Below are 14,823 nucleotides of genomic sequence, written 5' to 3' on the forward strand. Positions count from 1 at the left end.
CATTGTTCATGCCCGCATCGAGGGTGACCCGCAGCAAGCGTGCGAGGCTTGAATTCAACGAGATGAGGCCGTGATGACGATGCCGGAACAACGTGTCCGCCAAAATGCCGCCGAGCCGACATTTCCAGTTCCGCCCGGGACGGAATCCGGCCGGATGGCATCGCTGACAATTGAGCGAAACGACGACGAACAAATCGGTGAGATCGTCGGCCGGCTCGAGCGACGCTACACCAGAGAACAGATCTCGAGCGCCGACCTCGACAGCCGGGTACGCGGGTTCTATCGCGACTTTGCCGCGGCCCGTATCCGCATTTTTGTCAGCATTTTCGTCGAGCGTCTCGTGCGCCGGTCGATCGAAACACCGCTCCCAAGTCGCTAGGGATTCCGCTTCACCACCACGCCGAGGGAACGGGAGTGTTGATGCCGGAGCCTCTGGACATGTTGATCGCCAGGCTGGACACGTTGCTCGACGATCTCACTCGAGCCGAGGCCGAGAATGGCCCTGCCATCGCCGCCGTGGCGCCGGCGCACCGCGCAGAGCGGTGAACCTGGTGCACTACACGTGCCTGCGCCGCCACGATCGACGAGAACTGCAGAACGACCTTATGGACATCGGTGCCACCTCACTGGCGACGGCAGAGGCCAACGTTCGGGCGAAAGTCCACGCCGCCCGAAACGTGCTGGCCGCGCTGCGCGGCGACACCGGGCCCTGGAACCTCGACGCGATCAACAGCGCCCTCGACGGGGGCGATGCGATCCTGAAAACCAATTCCGACGCTGTCTTCGGGCCGCCGCGGCCCAGCCGACCCACCAGGATCATGGTGACGTTCGCGAGCGAAGCCGCGGACGACCCCGGGCTCGTGGCCTCGCTGGTGGACGCCGGCATGGATGTGGCCTGTGCGAGGCCGCGCACGTACCGGTCATCTGGGCGACGCAGGTGCTGGAGACCCTCGCCAAGACCGGACAACCCTCACGAGCCGAGATCACCGACGCTGCGGCCGGCGAACGCGCCGAGTGCGTCATGCTCAACAAGGGCCCGTACATTGTCGAGGCCATCCGAACCCTCGACGACATCCTCGCCCGCATGGACGAAGTACAAACCAAGAGCCGGACTCTGATGCGCCACATCCACTCCTGGGACGCCCAGTAGACAGCCGGCGCTACAGGCTGCCACCGATCTACGCCCGCCCGGCTGCGGCCCGGCGGGCGAGGGGCTCACGGCCGGGCGGCTGGTGGACCGGCTCGACCGCCCCGAAGGCGGGCACCGGGTGTATCACCGATCCGGCGCGAGGCACGGTGATCAGCGTCCCGTGGTGCCTCAGCTCAAGGTCGGCGCCGTCCAGCAGACGGTATTCAACCTGAGCATCGGTGATCTCCACCAGCAGCCGACGACCACGCCACCGGAGCCGGAAAGCGATCCGCGACAACTGCTCCGGCAGCCGGGGAGCGACCGCCAGGCCGGTCCCCAGATGACGCAGGCCGCCGAAGCCCGCGACCACACCGGACCAGGCACCGGCCAGCGCCGCTATGTGCAGGCCATGCTCGGTGTTCCCGGCCAGGTCACCCAGATCCAGCAGAGCCGTTTCACACAGGTATTCGTAGGCGAGCGTGAGGTGTCCCGTCTCCGCTGCCAGCACCGCCTGGGTGGCGGCCGACAGGGAGGAGTCCCGGACGGTGATGCGCTCGTAGTAGGCGAAGTTCCGGGCCTTCTGTTCCGCCGTGAACGCCTCCGGGCACAACTGCATCGCGAGTACCAGATCCGCTTGCTTGACCACCTGCTTGCGGTAGATGTCGAAGTAGGGGAAGTGCAGCATCAGTGGATACTTGTCCGCCGGTGTGTTGGCGAAGTCCCAGGGCGCGTGGTCGGTGAAGGCCTCCGATTGCGCGTGCACGCCGAGTTTCTCGTCGTACGGCAGGACCATGGCCTTGGCGGCGTCGCGCCACAGCGCGAGTTCGTCCTGGTCGACGCCCAGCGACAGAGCCTGCTCGGGGTGGCGGTCGCAGGCCTCGACGGCGCCGCGTAGGTTCCGTTGCGCCATGAGGTTGGTGTAGAGGTTGTTGTCCGCGACGGCGCTGTACTCGTCGGGGCCGGTGACGCCATCGATGCGGAAGCCGCCGCCGGGGCCGTGCTGGCCGAGCGAAGACCACAGCCGTGCGGTTTCCGCCAGCAGCTCCAGCCCGACCTCCCGCTCGAAGTCGACGTCGGCGGTGGCGTCGCCGTGCCGGATCACGGCGTCGGCGATGTCCGCGTTGATGTGGAAGGCGGCCGTGCCTGCCGGCCAGTACCCCGAACATTCGACGCCCCGCACGGTCCGCCAGGGAAAAGCCGCGCCGGCCAGGCCGAGTTGCGCCGCGCGTTCCCGGGCGGCCGGGAGGCTCTGCTGACGCCAGCGCAGGGCATCCGCCGCGGCGTCCGGCATGGTGTGGCTGAGCATCGGCAGGACGAACGTCTCGGTGTCCCAGAACGTGTGGCCGTCGTACCCGGATCCAGTCAGCCCTTTCGCGGCGATCGCCCGGCGTTCCGCCCGGGCGCCGGCCTGCAGGACATGGAAGAGGCCGAATCGGACCGCCTGCTGCAGCTGCGGGTCGCCGTCGATCTCCACGTCGGCGCTGGCCCAGAAGTCGGCGAGGCACCGCCACTGTTCGGCGAGCAGGCCGTCCCAGCCCAGATAGCGCGCTACCGTCAGGGCCGCCCGGACCTGGTCGGTGAGCGCCGGCATCGATCGCCGTGACGACCATCCGTATGCGAGATATTTGACGACGCGCAGACGCTGGCCGGGCGCGAGCCGGCAGATGACGGTGGTCCTGCCGATGTCCTGCGCCGCGGTGGAGTGCACGTTGACGCCGGCCGGGCCGTCCACCTCATGATCCATTGTCGCGGCCATTCTCAACCCGGATCCGCGTACGTGGTGCAGCAGCGTCACCCCCGAGTCGTCGACGAAGTGCCCCTCCGCCTCCAGCGGCCGGACCAGCGCCGCCTCCACCCGCGGGTCGTGGCCCCCCGACGGCAGGTCCTCGTTGGCCGACAACTCGGACTGGACGACCACCAGCAGCGGTTCGTCGACGGGGGCGACCGTGTAACTGATCGCGGCCACCGCTCGCTGGCTGATGGAGACCAGCCGCTCGGAGCGCACCCGGACGGCCTTGCCGGACGGCGAGACCCACTCGAGCTCACGGGTCAGCGTTCCGGCCCGTAGATCCAGCACCCGCTCGTGCGACCGAAGCTGCCCATACCGGACGTCAAGGGGCTCGTCGTCGACCATCAGCCGCAACAATTTGCCGTTGGTGACGTTCACGACCGCCTGACCCGACTCCGGATATCCGAAGCCACCTTCGGCGTACGGCAAGGGGCGGTGCTCGAAGAACGAGTTGAGGTACGTACCCGGCAGCCGATGAGGGTCACCCTCGTCGAGGTTGCCACGTAGTCCGATGTGCCCGTTCGCGAGTGCGAAGACCGACTCGGCGTGTCCCAGATTGTCAAGATCGAGGCCGATCTCGCGAATCGCCCAAGGTTCAACGCTGAAGCTGCGTTGCTCTAACAAGATGTCCCCCAGGCGGTTCGGTAGGCCCGGAGACAGGCATCGGCGCACCCGCCGCCACAGGTGGAGCTCACTGAGCTCAGTTTCGCCCTGCACGGTGAACCATTGACCGATACCGCATCTCCAGCGAATGAATGCCAAGACGGGTCGCGTGTGGAGGGCAGCAGTTCGAACCCTGATCCACTTGTGTCAAAGAGTGATCTGTCCTGCTTTGATAGCGTGGCTGATGTCCCCGGATGTTTCACGATGCGGGTGGGGTGTTCCACCAGCTGAGACCAAGGCGCGGGTGGCCAGCCCGACGTCGGACCGCCGGAACCACGGCTCGTTCGCTCGTTCAGTGACTCGGACGACAGCAGCTGGTTCGTCTAGGAGGTTACGACCCGCCTGCCGGGACGCGTGACATCCGCGCCGGGCGGCCCACGACTCCACCGCCGACCAGGCCGAAGCGCTGCGCCGCGCGGCCGCTGGGCATGGCAAGCACGAGGAGCAGACCTAGAAGGCCTCGGTGGAGTCGCGGGCACAGCGGACCACGCCCGGCGGGATGCCCCGTCGTAGGTGCGGCAGTCCTCGGAGTTGCTGCCCGGCTCGCGCTGGCCGCCGAGCACTCGGCGCTGGACGCGGCCCGGGTGCCCGAACTCGGGTTGCGTCTGATCAGCCGGACCGCGTTGCGACGGTCTTCGCGTATCGGTCGACCAGCCGGTCGCGGACTGTCACCGCCAGGCTGAAGTACGCGTCCTGCGCACTGGCCGATTCCAGGGTCGTACCTCGCCGCTCGTACAGATTGCTCAGCAGGTCCAGCTCGAACTCGTCTGGTGTCGTGCCGACGGCGCACAGTACCGGTCCCCTGCGAATGTCCATGACATTCGGATCTTCTCCGCGTGCTCGCATTCCGCGCGGAACAAAGACGCCGGCACCGTACGGTGAGGCTAGCCACACGAGAGGTAACCCGCGAATGTCCGGTCGACGTCCGACGAACGACATCCCCGCAGGTGGCCAAGCGATCGCTACGGCATCGAGGTCCACACCATTCCGGGACGACTCCATGAGCTGCGGCACATCCATGCGGCGACAGAGCATGCGGGGCCGATGGTCCTACTCCACGGGTTGACCAGGTGATAGCCAAGCCCGACACCACCAAGGATGGTCTCGCGAAAGTGGTGACGGACGGGTTCACTGTCCGGAGCGCTCCAAGATCAGCTAATGGGTCGGATGGCGACTTCGAAACCGGCCTCCCGGCTATGGTCAGCGGGCGGCACGTTGACCGGAGCGCCGCCTGGCCTACGGTGCGGTCATGCCGCGCACCCGCCTGTACCGCAACGGAGTCCTGGAAGCCGAAGGCTTTCCCATCGCCGACATTTCGGGTCTCATCGCCGATGAGGCCTGCGTCGTCTGGTTCGACCTGTGCAGGCCCACTGCCGAAGATCTCCAGGCGATCGGCGACGAGTTGGGTCTGCACGCCCTCGCCGTGGAAGACGCGACGAACGAGCACGAGCGCCCGAAGCTTGATCGCTATGACACTCACCTGTTCACCAAGGCCTATTCGGTGCAGCTCGATGTGGCCTCGGGGCAGTTGGTGACTGGTGAGGTCTCCGCGTTCATCACCGCCAACGCCCTGGTGACGGTCCGCACGGACGAACGCTTCGACATCGAGGCGGTGGTGAAACGCTGGGACGAGTCACCCGACCTCGCCAAGTACGGCGTGTCGTACCTACTGCACGGGCTGCTGGACCATGTGGTCGACACCCACTTCGACGCGGTGCGGTCCCTGGACGGGCAGATCGAAGCCCTGCAGGACGAGCTGTTCGAGGAGAAGGCCAGAGACGGAGAGGTGCAACGGCGCACCTTCGAGCTGCGTAAATCGCTGGTGCTGCTGCGTCGGATCGTGCTGCCCATGCGCGAGCTGGTCAACTCGCTGCTGCGCCGGGACCTGCACATCATCGACCCGGCCATGCAGCCGTACTTCCAGGACGTCTACGACCACGTCCTACGCGCCACCGAGTGGACCGAGTCACTGCGCGACCTGGTCACCACCATCCTGGAGACCCGCCTGACCATCCGCAGCAACCGGCTCAACGTGATCACGAAACAGGTCACCAGCTGGGCCGCCATCATCGCGGTGCCGACCGCGATCACCGGCTTCTACGGACAGAACGTGCCCTATCCCGGATACGGCCATGCGACCGGTTTTTGGACCTCCACCGCCGTCACCCTGACCCTGTCGCTCACGCTGTACGCGATATTTCGCCGTAAGGGCTGGCTCTGACCTGGCAACCCGTCCTGGATTGACAGCCGAGGTGACTTCGCATGGGCGCCGGTGGACGCCTGCAGACATGCCCTAATGTTCTCATCCGCGAGTCGGCCACGGCGGACCTGCTCGTGCTCGGGCACCGTGGCCGGGGCGGTTTCGCCGCGTTGCTGCTCGGCTCGGTCGCCATCAAGGTCGCCGCGCACGCCGCGTGCCCGGTCCTGATCACGCGCGGACCGCCGCCGGCCGGCGGCGACGTCGTGGTGGGTGTGGACGGTTCGGCGGCCGGCGGCGCCGCGATCGGCTTTGCTTTTCAGGAGGCCGCGCTACGCGGTGTGGGCCTGCGGGCGCTGCACGCGAAGGACACATTCGCCAACCTCGCCGGCCTCGACCCGGGCACCCTGGATCCTGGGCAGCTGGCCACGGAGCTCCGCCACCAGAGGATCATGATCGTGTGCACGCCGGTCAGCATCACCCTCGACACCGGCATCGACAAGCAGTCCGAGGCGGAAAGAGCGGAAGGACCAGACGGGCGACAGCCACGGACCGCCCCGGTCACGAAAGCAGCAGATCCTCGCGGCCCGTCGGTAGGACCGGGCACCCGGTCCTACCGAGTTTGGTGATCCCGTACCAGCGCCAGACAGCATTCAACCCCCACCAAGTCATCCAAAACGTGAATGACTTTGGTGGGGGTTAACGTGTCCGAGCTGCCTGCACTGTTGCCCCGGTTGACGCCGCAGGACCGCGAAGGCGGACACCGCAAGCCGGGCCGCGGCTCCCGTAGCCGGCCTGCGCTGTCGTTGCCGCTATTGCCGGAACCCGCCCGCCGGGACGTCACGTTCGGGATGGGTCGTCTGGACGCCGGTGGCCGGATCACCGCCCGGGCGAGCGTGACGTGCCTGCGGTGGTCGCCTGGCGACCGGATCCGGTTCACCATCCGCAACGGCCTGATCATCGCCGCGACCGACCCCTGCGGGCACCGGGACCTCGGCGAGAACGGCCTTCTCCGGTTACCGGTCGCGGTACGGCGGGCCTGCCGACTACGGGCCGGCGACCAGATCCTGCTCGCCGCCCTCCCCGCCCGGCAGCGGCTGATCATCTACCCACCCGCCACCCTGGCGACGCTGACCGCGGAGCTCCACGACACGGTGGCAGGCGGTGAGGATCGATGACCGCGCCCCCAGTTCGTCCCGAAGTCCTCGACGCCGCACGGGTGATGCTCGCCCAGATCGGCATCAGCGCAACCGACCTCCTACAAGCGGTCGGCGGCACACGGCGGCCGGCACCAACATTCGCCGAGTACGTGCCCGTCGTGGCCGCCGCGGTACCGCCGGGTTCACGCCGGATGTATGGCACCTACTGGAGCAAGGCCGTCACCAAGTGGGGCGATCGGCGCCTGGACGAGATCACCCCGACCGACATCGAGGCCCTCGCCCGCGAAACCCAGGCCAACGCCTTGCAGCGCCGCAACAGTCGAGGTGGGCGCAGTGCGAGCGAGCATCAGATCGCGGCATTGCGGTGCCTGTACAAGCGGGCCGTCGCGGACGGGATCATCACCGAGGCGGCGAACCCGGCCGCGAAGGTCGCCAAGCCGACCCGCCTGTCCGGTACCCGCAGCGCGTTGACCGACGGCCGGATCGCCGAACTGGTCGAGGCGGCCTCGACCACCGGAAACGATCCGGAGTTGGACGCCCTGATCGTGCGCCTGCATATCGAGACGGCATGCCGGCGTGGCGGTGCGCTCGGGTTACGGCCGATGGACCTGGACGTCGAGCAGTGTCTGATCATGCTGCGGGAGAAGGGCGGCACGTTCCGTTGGCAGCCGGTCTCCCCCACCCTGATGCAGTACCTGCAACGGCACGCCCTGGAACGCCGCGCGGCCGGCGACGGGCAGCTGCTGCGGTACGCGAACACCCGACCGGTCAGCCGGCGCCGGTACGACTACCTGTGGCAACGGCTGGGGAAGATCCTGCCCTGGGTGGCTACCCAGCAGGTCTCCGCGCACTGGCTACGCCACACCACGCTGACCTGGGTCGAACGCGTCTTCGGCTACGGCGTCGCCCTCGCCTATGCCGGGCACGCCGAGACCCCCAACGACGCCGGGACCACCGCCCGCTACGTCAAAGCCACCCTCGAGGAGGTTGCGACTGCCCTGGCGGCATTGACCGGTGAGCCGCATCCGCTTGCCCTGCCGGGGGACGCCGAGTCGTAGAAGGCAAGGCAGAGGGTCCTGTAGCGGCACAGCCGCCGATTTGATCATTGCGACATGTGAGGAGGCCAGTGCGATGGAACGAGAGGCCAGGTTGCGACCGTCGACGGATGCCGACATGTCGCAGCAGAGCCCGGCGTCGTCGGGCCAGGTAGCCCGGGTTGGCGTGATTGCCGACGCGCGCGGCGGTCGCGGCCCGGCAGTTCAGTGTCTGCGTTGCGGGCAGGCGGAGTTCTTGACTCGGGTGCCGGTGATATATCGCGATGGGCGCGTGGAGGTGAGCGTCCGCGGACAGGCTTTCGGGACGGCGACCGGGGTTGTTCCGATTCGCGCTCGTGCGGTTCGGGTCACCCCGCTGGCCCGCATGCTGGCACCGCCGCGCCGGCCGCGCTCGGCGGCGGTGCCGGCGATCAGCCTGGGCGTGGTCGGGTTCTTCTTCCTGGTCGTGCTCAATATCGGTGTGGCGAGCGAGGGCGGCTTCGGGGTGTGGCCTGCTGCGATGGCGCTTCTGGTGTTAGGTGCCCTGTGCGGGGCGATGGTTTGGTCGCGGCGCCGCAGCACACGTGCGACCGGCCGGGATGTCGGTCGGGCGCGCTGGCTGTGGGACAGGTGCTGGTACTGCCACCGTTGCGGGTACGTGTCGCTGCTGGTCCCGACGGTGGTGTCTCAACTGCTGCCCGCGGCGGACTTGGCAGCCTCATTGTTCGAGACGGCGGGACGGCTTCAGTGGCAGCCAGCGCCGGGCCGCGTTGATAGCGCAGCCGGGAAGGCTCGGTGACGGTTCCGCTCGCGCTGTGATCGAGCGCGTGCTGTCCGGCTCTGAGGTGTGCCTGCTGCTGTCGCCGAACCAGGCGACGTCAACCTCGTCTGCTACTTCGATACCAGCTCAGGCGCCTCGGCTGACCAGCTGGCCCCGGCTCGAGTAGCTGGGCGGGCTCAAGGGTCTTGAGTGTGCTCACCGAGGGCGAGCTCGCGGCGCAGAAGGCCCGGATCCTCGGCTTCTTGGTCAGTCCTGCCCGGCCGGGTCCGGTCGCTCACCCACGATCAGGCGGGCGAGACGGCTCTCGTCGCGTGCGAGGACGGCGCCGAGCACGGTCGAGCAGACCAGGACGAACGCGACTATGAACAGCCAGCCGATGTAGGTGAAGGCGATGCCGAGTGCGCCGAACTGGTGGGAGGCGCTGACCAGTGCTCGCGGCAGGTACACCCCACCCGCGATCGACGTGACGACGGTGCAGGCGCCCATGATGACGCCGCCGGGCAGCAGGCGGCGCCAGGAGACCCTGCGGGCGAGGAGCAACCACGGCGCCCAGATCCACAGAAGGCTGTTCAGGATGAGCGTAAGGAGCAGCGTGCCCGCCGTACCGTAGGTGTTCCCGTGGCTGGCGGCGTAGAGCGCCCGCACCGTGAGGAAGGACAACGCCACCCCGAACAGGACGGCGACCCAGCGCCACCCGTTGGTCAGGCCGGCGGAGGGCGGCACCTGCCACACCTTCGCGTACATGCGGGCGAGTGCCCGGGACAGGCTGGTGGCGCTGAACACCACGATGACCAGACCGAGTACGCCGAAAGCGCCTCGGGTTTCCGGTTGGACGGGCAGCACCAGTTCCAGGACGGCGCGGGAGCTGTCGGGCAGGCCCAGCCCGTCGGAGATGCGGTCGGGCAGGCTCTTCGAGCCGGCGGGTAGCAGCGCGGCGACCGCGATGATGAGGGGAAACACGCTGGTGAACGTCTGGGCGGCCAGCGTCATCGCGCGGTCGAACGGCTCGATCTCCTGCAAGCCTGTGGCCGTCCGGGTGGCGGTGCGCAGCAATGGCGGCGGCGTCTTGCGGCGGGCCCCCTCGGCTAGGGAGCGGAGGCGGCCGCCGATCGTGGCCTCAGATTCCATGGACAGCCCCTTCCCGGCTACATCGGCTGCCCGACCGCCCCTTCGAGATTTCGATCGCCTGCCGGCCTGGCGTTCGATCTCAGGCTTCGCCCGATGGTTGCTTCTTGATCAACGCTCGGTTCGGCCCGGCCGAATCCTGGTCTGGCGCAGCGTGCTGTCCGCCTGCGACCAACGGGGCACCGCCCGGGGAATCCTCGGGTTCGTGGCCGGAGGCCTCGTCGGCGTCGATGTCCTCGGGTGGGGCCGGCCCGCCTTCGAGCAGGCTGGACATCCATCTCGTGCTCGGATCCATGTCGAACAGCAGCGACTTGACCAGCAGGGTCAGCGGGACCGCGAGAATCGCGCCGATGGGTCCGATGACGAATGTCCAGAAGGCCAGCGACAGGAACGTCACCGTCAGGGAGATGTTGACGGCGTCGGACACGAACTTGGGCTGGATGATCGACTGAATGACGAAGTTGATCACCGAGTAGGCCACGATCACGAGGATCATCAGATCGGGGCCGCCCTCGAGCAGGGCGAGCAGAGCCGGCGGTATCAGCCCGATGATGAAGCCGACGTTGGGAACGTAGTTCGTGATGAAGGCGAGCAGCCCCCACAGCAACGCGAGCGGAACCCCGGCCAGCCAGAGAAAACCGACGTCGACGGCTGCCACGATCAACCCGAACACCGTCGCGACCGCCAGGTAGCGGCGGGAACCGTGGACGAAGGTGTCCAGCGCGCCGACCTCGGGGTGGCGCCGGCGGGCCCTGGCCAGCCGGCTCGCGAACCCGGCCGCGTCCAGGGCCATGAAGGCGATCACGAACAGCAGGAACAGCAGGTTCGAGAAGGTTGCGACGAGCCCCGCGAGAATGGTCGCGGCGAGCTCGGCGACTTTGTTGAGCGAGACCTGCGCCAGGGCTTCCTGGATCTCGTCCTGCCCGATCCCGAGCGACGCGAGCCCCTTCCGCAGGTTCGCCACGAGATCGTCGAAGTTGTCTTGGTACTCGGGCAGGATCGTGGCGAGCCGGGCGATAGACAGCGCAACCGCCGCCGCCAGGCCCACGATCAGGCCGAGCACGGCGATGACCGTGATGGTCGTCGCCAGCCACATCGGTAGACCGCGTCGGCGCAGGAACCCGGTCAACGGGTGCACGGTAATGACCAACACGAGCGCGAGCAGCGCGGGCGCGGCGATCCCGGCGAACTGCCGCAGGGCCAGCGACGCGACCAGCAGCCCCGTCAGCGCAACCACGAGGGTCAGGCCACGCGGCCGCGACGAACTCTCCGCAGAACCACCATCGGAATGGGTCACACGTCGACCCTGCCCGCCGAAGGAAGCGCCTGCGTCATCCGAAAAGCATGAAACGCACGGCTCCCCGCCAATCAGGATGTGGAGCTGCGGCTACCTGTGGTGCATCACTTGGCGGATCCGCGTGCGAGATGCATGACAGGGCCATCCACAGGCCCGCGAAGATGGCGCTCCACCGTCCGACGGCGCCGGCCGAGCTGCGGTCGCTCCCCTACCTGCGGACCTCACCGTCCACGAGATCGGCGAACGATTGTTGCATCGCGCGGCACGGCCGGCTCCGAGATCGGCTCGATCTACCGCAGGCTCGGTGTCGCATCACGCAGCGAGGCGGTTCAACGAGCGACAGGATCGGCATGCTGGGTGGGTGAGCTACGGGACGTCACCGTGTACGTCGTAGCCGAGTGCCAACGCGAGTTCCGGGGCTGCGGCGACGACGCGCGGCAGCCCGAGGGCGGGCAGCACACCGAACAGCACGTCGACGATCTCGTCGGCCGTGGCGCCCGCTCCGACGGCGGCATCGGCGTACGCCCCGTAGGACGCCGCCGTGCCGCCCACCGCAACGAGCGCCGCGAGCCGGACGAGCGCCACGGACTTGAGATCGAGCTGGGCGGAGCCTGATCCGGTCAGCTGGAGATGTTCATCGGCAAGACTGGCGTCGTGGATCGCGAGACGACGCAGCCGTTCCATGTAGTCCATGTAGCCCATCCCTCCGACTCGCGGGCAGCGGGCGGCATCTGTAACCGTTGGTGTTCCGGTCAGTTCATCGCGTGATGTCGCGGCCGTGAGCCGCCAGTGCCCAGATGACGAAGACGTCGAGCGCGATGATCACGAGCGACCAGATCGGGTAGTACGGGATGAAGGCGAAGTTGGCCAAGGCGCTGAGGCCGGCCAGGGTGATGCCGATCGCTCGGCCCCACGTCTGACCGGACAGCACCGCGAAGCCGGCGAACAGGACCAGCAGCCCGAGCAGCAGGTGGATCCAGCCCCAGGTGGTGACGTCGAACTGCAGGAGGTAGTTGCGCGTCGAGACGTAGAACTCGTTCTCGAAGATGGCGACCAGACCGGTGAGGGCCTGGAAGGCGCCTGCCATGATCATGAGTACGCCGGCGAACGTAGTGAATCCGATCGCCCAGCCGCTCGGGGGCCTGTCTTCAACGCGTCCGTGCTGTGACGTTCTCTGCTCGGCCATCGCCGAGTCTCCCTTCTCTCGCCGCACCCAGGGGTGGGTGCATCACGAACTCAGATGGCTGAGAGCCCGAGCGAGAGCGCGAAGCCCGCGACGACCAGCGGTCCGGTCATCACGCCCTCGACTCCGTAGGCCTCCGGCAGCAGTGAGTCGGCCAGCATCGCCAGCAGCGCGCCGGCCGCGAACGCCTGCACCAGCGCGCCGGTGTGGCCGCTGGCTGGATCCAGCAGGACATAGCCCGCTGCCGCGGACAGCCCTGAGACCGCGACCACCGCCAGCCACATCACGACGACGCGGCCCCTCGGCCAGCCCGCCGCCTTCAGCCCACTGGAGGACGACATACCCTCCGGCAGGTTCGAGAGCAGAACCCCGGCGAAAAGCGGGACGCTCACTCCACCCTGTAGCACCGTCAGGCCGAGCACGAACGACTCCGGGATGCCGTCGAGCACCGAGCCGAGCACGATCGCCAGCGGAGACCCGTCCTCTTGCTTGCCCGACGGGTCCTTGCGCTGGCCGCCGCCTCTGCGGGAAATCAGCCAGTCACCGGCGGCGAAGACGGCGCCGCCCACCAGCACGAGCAGTCCGACCCAGCCGACCGTTTGAGTCTTGAGCGCCTCGTCGATGAGCTCGAACGAGACCGAGCCGATCAGCAGCCCGGTGCCGAGCGCCATCACGATCGCGATCACCCGCCGGCCCGGCGCGAACCGGTACGCGATCAGGGCGCCGATCAACAGCGCGGAGGCACCGAGCGCTCCCCAGACAAAGGCCGCAAACATGATCGTCGGCTCGTGTCAGTCCACGAGTTCGACTTCGCCGGGCCGCCAGCTCTTGTCGAAGAAGGGCTGGAGCGGGCTGTACAGGCGTAGGACGACGAACCAGCCCTTGGCGGGGTCGGTCTGGATCCAGTTGCCGGCTGCGACGCCGTCGGGCCGGGTGGGTGAGAAGTGGACGACGGTGGAGCCGTCTGATTCGGCCTCGGCGGCGGGTGTGGGGTACTCCTGGCTGCCGGCCCGTGGGAAGCGCTGCGGAGTCTGCAGCATGGAGCGGGTCTGATTGTCGTAGACGGTGAACGACCAGAAGCGTGCGGCGGGAATGTCCTTGGGCAGCCTCACCCGGTAGGTCCGCGCGCCGTCAAACGGGTTCCCGTCGGGATCCACGTTGGAGAGCAGGTACTGCGAGCCGACGCCGGTCAGCCGCATGCACATGGCGGGCGTGATGGCGGTCGCGGTGTAGAACATCGACGTGCGCGAGTGCAGCTGGCGCGCACCCTTGTTCGGGTACGGCCGCACGCCGTCCGCGGTGATGTCGGGCGGGGGGTTGGTGAACTCGAACCCGCCGACGAAGAGCATGTTCCACCATGCGGTGTCACCGTCGTAGTAGCGGAAGCCGTCGCCCGGGTGCGCACCCATACCGACGGTCCGTGCGGCAGCGTTGCCGACCGCGACTGCCTCATCGAGGATCGTGCGCAGTCGTGTGTCCGGCGCGAACGTCTCGCCTTTGACGATCCCGATGGCGGCGAACTGTCCCGCCAGCTCGGGGTCGAGGGCCTCGGCCGGCTCCATCTGCACCAGGCGGTCGAGCAGCTCGTAGTGGCCGAAGTCGTTGGGCGGGATGGTGTTCATCACCAGGCCGGTGCCCTCCACGAAACGGGGCGATGCGGGAGTGCCCGGCGCTCCCAGGCGTCCCCGGCCGGTCAGGTAGGCGCCGATGCTGCTGCCGACGCCTCCGGCGGCGTACGGGTAGATCTTGAGCTGCGCCTTGATCCGATCGACGGTCGGAGCGGGATCGTCGCCGGGGTTCTCGTTGATGAACGCGCGTCCGATGAGGGTGATGTGGTTGGTGCGGGAGTTGCGGACGTAGCTGCCACCCTCGGGCAATGGCCCGTCGTAGCCGGGGCCGACCAGCAGGTAGGTGCCGCCCTGGCCGCGGTCGGCGCCGGGCAGACCGAAGTCGCTGATCCAGCCGAACCACATGTCGTCGATACAGCCCAGGGTTTCTGCCGGGGTCTCCACCACCAGCGGACCCTGCGAGAGGTCGAGGAACGTCCAGAAGTAGACCGTGTCGGCGTTCGCGGTCAAGAACAGCGACGCGGAATCCATCAACCCGGAGAAGATCGCCACGTCGCCGTCCGCGATCCCCGCCTTCAGGAAACCCTCCCGGATGGCGTAGGTCGACACACCCTGGATCGAGTTCATAAACGACTCGATGCCGTGCAGGTAGTCCAGATGGTCGCGCAGCTTCGCCGCCGTGTCACGCGTCGGATAGCCGTCCGTGAACTCCAGCGTTCCGATTCCGACCTTCTGGGTCGCCGGCGTGGTGATGGCCGACGGCACCCCCGATTTACTTGCCCCGTCCACTGACATCGCAGTCACCTTCCAGTTCTCCGGCGTACATTTCCCAAGCCTGTGATCAGGCCCGGCGCCCAGGCGTTCCGGAACATCACCCGAGCTCTAAGAACGCCCCGC

The 14,823-nt window shown here is 67.8% G+C and carries 16 protein-coding genes; 8 read left to right on the top strand and 8 right to left on the bottom strand.

Annotated elements, in window-relative coordinates; translation table 11 throughout:
- Positions 1–73: 73 nt before the first annotated feature.
- The 3 genes from BJ971_RS27855 (at position 74) to BJ971_RS42555 (ending at position 1,150) form a co-directional block, all read left to right on the top strand.
- Entirely contained in the window at positions 74–379 is a 306-nt protein-coding gene (locus BJ971_RS27855) for a three-helix bundle dimerization domain-containing protein (protein WP_184996154.1), read from the top strand.
- A gap of 41 nt (positions 380–420) precedes the next feature.
- Entirely contained in the window at positions 421–546 is a 126-nt protein-coding gene (locus tag BJ971_RS41650; protein ID WP_260416112.1) for a hypothetical protein, read from the top strand.
- Between the two features lie 391 nt (positions 547–937).
- On the top strand, positions 938–1,150 hold the full coding sequence (locus tag BJ971_RS42555) for a hypothetical protein (protein ID WP_203709738.1): 213 nt from the start codon (positions 938–940) through the stop codon (positions 1,148–1,150).
- A gap of 28 nt (positions 1,151–1,178) precedes the next feature.
- On the opposite strand, the gene BJ971_RS27865 is transcribed toward BJ971_RS42555, so the two are convergent.
- The gene (locus BJ971_RS27865) at positions 1,179–3,542 is read right to left on the bottom strand and encodes a glycoside hydrolase family 65 protein (protein ID WP_184996155.1); all 2,364 of its coding nucleotides are present in this window, start codon (positions 3,540–3,542) and stop codon (positions 1,179–1,181) included.
- Between the two features lie 648 nt (positions 3,543–4,190).
- Positions 4,191–4,397, bottom strand: coding sequence for a hypothetical protein (locus BJ971_RS27870; protein ID WP_184996156.1), 207 nt, complete (start codon positions 4,395–4,397; stop codon positions 4,191–4,193).
- A 433-nt stretch (positions 4,398–4,830) separates the two neighbouring features.
- On the opposite strand from BJ971_RS27870, the gene BJ971_RS27875 reads away from it, so the two are divergent.
- The 5 genes from BJ971_RS27875 to BJ971_RS27895 all read left to right on the top strand — a co-directional run bounded on the left by BJ971_RS27875 (position 4,831) and on the right by BJ971_RS27895 (position 8,771).
- A complete protein-coding gene (locus BJ971_RS27875; RefSeq protein WP_184996157.1) occupies positions 4,831–5,802 on the top strand; it encodes a magnesium transporter CorA family protein in 972 nt (323 codons plus the stop codon).
- A gap of 41 nt (positions 5,803–5,843) precedes the next feature.
- Complete coding sequence (locus tag BJ971_RS27880; protein WP_184996158.1) at positions 5,844–6,407, top strand: universal stress protein; 564 nt, start codon at positions 5,844–5,846, stop codon at positions 6,405–6,407.
- 222 nt (positions 6,408–6,629) lie between these two features.
- Positions 6,630–6,956 carry an AbrB/MazE/SpoVT family DNA-binding domain-containing protein gene (locus tag BJ971_RS27885; RefSeq protein WP_184996159.1) on the top strand — a complete coding sequence of 109 codons (327 nt, stop codon included), beginning with the start codon at positions 6,630–6,632 and terminating at the stop codon, positions 6,954–6,956.
- Positions 6,953–7,996: a tyrosine-type recombinase/integrase gene (locus BJ971_RS27890; RefSeq protein ID WP_184996160.1), complete on the top strand. Its 1,044-nt coding sequence runs from the start codon at positions 6,953–6,955 to the stop codon at positions 7,994–7,996. Before BJ971_RS27885 ends, BJ971_RS27890 begins: the two co-directional genes overlap by 4 nt.
- 73 nt (positions 7,997–8,069) lie before the next feature.
- Complete coding sequence (locus tag BJ971_RS27895) at positions 8,070–8,771, top strand: hypothetical protein (protein ID WP_184996161.1); 702 nt, start codon at positions 8,070–8,072, stop codon at positions 8,769–8,771.
- A 228-nt stretch (positions 8,772–8,999) separates the two neighbouring features.
- On the opposite strand, the gene BJ971_RS27900 is transcribed toward BJ971_RS27895, so the two are convergent.
- The 6 genes from BJ971_RS27900 to BJ971_RS27925 all read right to left on the bottom strand — a co-directional run bounded on the left by BJ971_RS27900 (position 9,000) and on the right by BJ971_RS27925 (position 14,721).
- Positions 9,000–9,881 carry a YhjD/YihY/BrkB family envelope integrity protein gene (locus tag BJ971_RS27900; protein WP_184996162.1) on the bottom strand — a complete coding sequence of 294 codons (882 nt, stop codon included), beginning with the start codon at positions 9,879–9,881 and terminating at the stop codon, positions 9,000–9,002.
- 79 nt (positions 9,882–9,960) lie between these two features.
- On the bottom strand, positions 9,961–11,175 hold the full coding sequence (locus BJ971_RS27905; protein ID WP_184996163.1) for an AI-2E family transporter: 1,215 nt from the start codon (positions 11,173–11,175) through the stop codon (positions 9,961–9,963).
- Positions 11,176–11,541: 366 nt separating this feature from the next.
- Positions 11,542–11,868, bottom strand: coding sequence for a carboxymuconolactone decarboxylase family protein (locus BJ971_RS27910; RefSeq protein ID WP_184996164.1), 327 nt, complete (start codon positions 11,866–11,868; stop codon positions 11,542–11,544).
- A 64-nt stretch (positions 11,869–11,932) separates the two neighbouring features.
- Positions 11,933–12,361 carry a DUF7144 family membrane protein gene (locus BJ971_RS27915; RefSeq protein WP_184996165.1) on the bottom strand — a complete coding sequence of 143 codons (429 nt, stop codon included), beginning with the start codon at positions 12,359–12,361 and terminating at the stop codon, positions 11,933–11,935.
- Between the two features lie 50 nt (positions 12,362–12,411).
- Positions 12,412–13,134 (bottom strand): ZIP family metal transporter, encoded by a 723-nt coding sequence (locus tag BJ971_RS27920; RefSeq protein WP_184996166.1) that lies wholly within the window; start codon positions 13,132–13,134, stop codon positions 12,412–12,414.
- A gap of 15 nt (positions 13,135–13,149) precedes the next feature.
- Positions 13,150–14,721, bottom strand: a complete 1,572-nt coding sequence (locus tag BJ971_RS27925; RefSeq protein WP_184996167.1) for a DUF1254 domain-containing protein — start codon at positions 14,719–14,721, stop codon at positions 13,150–13,152.
- Between the last annotated feature and the right edge of the window lie 102 nt (positions 14,722–14,823).

The sequence above is a fragment of the Amorphoplanes digitatis genome, from assembly GCF_014205335.1.
Classification (GTDB): domain Bacteria; phylum Actinomycetota; class Actinomycetes; order Mycobacteriales; family Micromonosporaceae; genus Actinoplanes; species Actinoplanes digitatus.

Bases quoted from the DNA above. Each gene is read 5' to 3' on its own strand.
- BJ971_RS27855 (WP_184996154.1), top strand. From the start codon at position 74: ATGACGATGCCGGAACAACGTGTCCGCCAAAATGCCGCCGAGCCGACA.
- BJ971_RS27880 (WP_184996158.1), top strand. From the start codon at position 5,844: ATGGGCGCCGGTGGACGCCTGCAGACATGCCCTAATGTTCTCATCCGC.
- BJ971_RS27915 (WP_184996165.1), bottom strand. From the start codon at position 12,361: ATGGCCGAGCAGAGAACGTCACAGCACGGACGCGTTGAAGACAGGCCC.
- BJ971_RS27910 (WP_184996164.1), bottom strand. From the start codon at position 11,868: ATGGACTACATGGAACGGCTGCGTCGTCTCGCGATCCACGACGCCAGT.
- BJ971_RS27890 (WP_184996160.1), top strand. From the start codon at position 6,953: ATGACCGCGCCCCCAGTTCGTCCCGAAGTCCTCGACGCCGCACGGGTG.
- BJ971_RS27870 (WP_184996156.1), bottom strand. From the start codon at position 4,397: ATGGACATTCGCAGGGGACCGGTACTGTGCGCCGTCGGCACGACACCA.
- BJ971_RS27885 (WP_184996159.1), top strand. From the start codon at position 6,630: ATGGGTCGTCTGGACGCCGGTGGCCGGATCACCGCCCGGGCGAGCGTG.
- BJ971_RS27895 (WP_184996161.1), top strand. From the start codon at position 8,070: ATGGAACGAGAGGCCAGGTTGCGACCGTCGACGGATGCCGACATGTCG.
- BJ971_RS27900 (WP_184996162.1), bottom strand. From the start codon at position 9,881: ATGGAATCTGAGGCCACGATCGGCGGCCGCCTCCGCTCCCTAGCCGAG.
- BJ971_RS27925 (WP_184996167.1), bottom strand. From the start codon at position 14,721: ATGTCAGTGGACGGGGCAAGTAAATCGGGGGTGCCGTCGGCCATCACC.
- BJ971_RS27875 (WP_184996157.1), top strand. From the start codon at position 4,831: ATGCCGCGCACCCGCCTGTACCGCAACGGAGTCCTGGAAGCCGAAGGC.
- BJ971_RS41650 (WP_260416112.1), top strand. From the start codon at position 421: ATGCCGGAGCCTCTGGACATGTTGATCGCCAGGCTGGACACGTTGCTC.
- BJ971_RS27920 (WP_184996166.1), bottom strand. From the start codon at position 13,134: ATGTTTGCGGCCTTTGTCTGGGGAGCGCTCGGTGCCTCCGCGCTGTTG.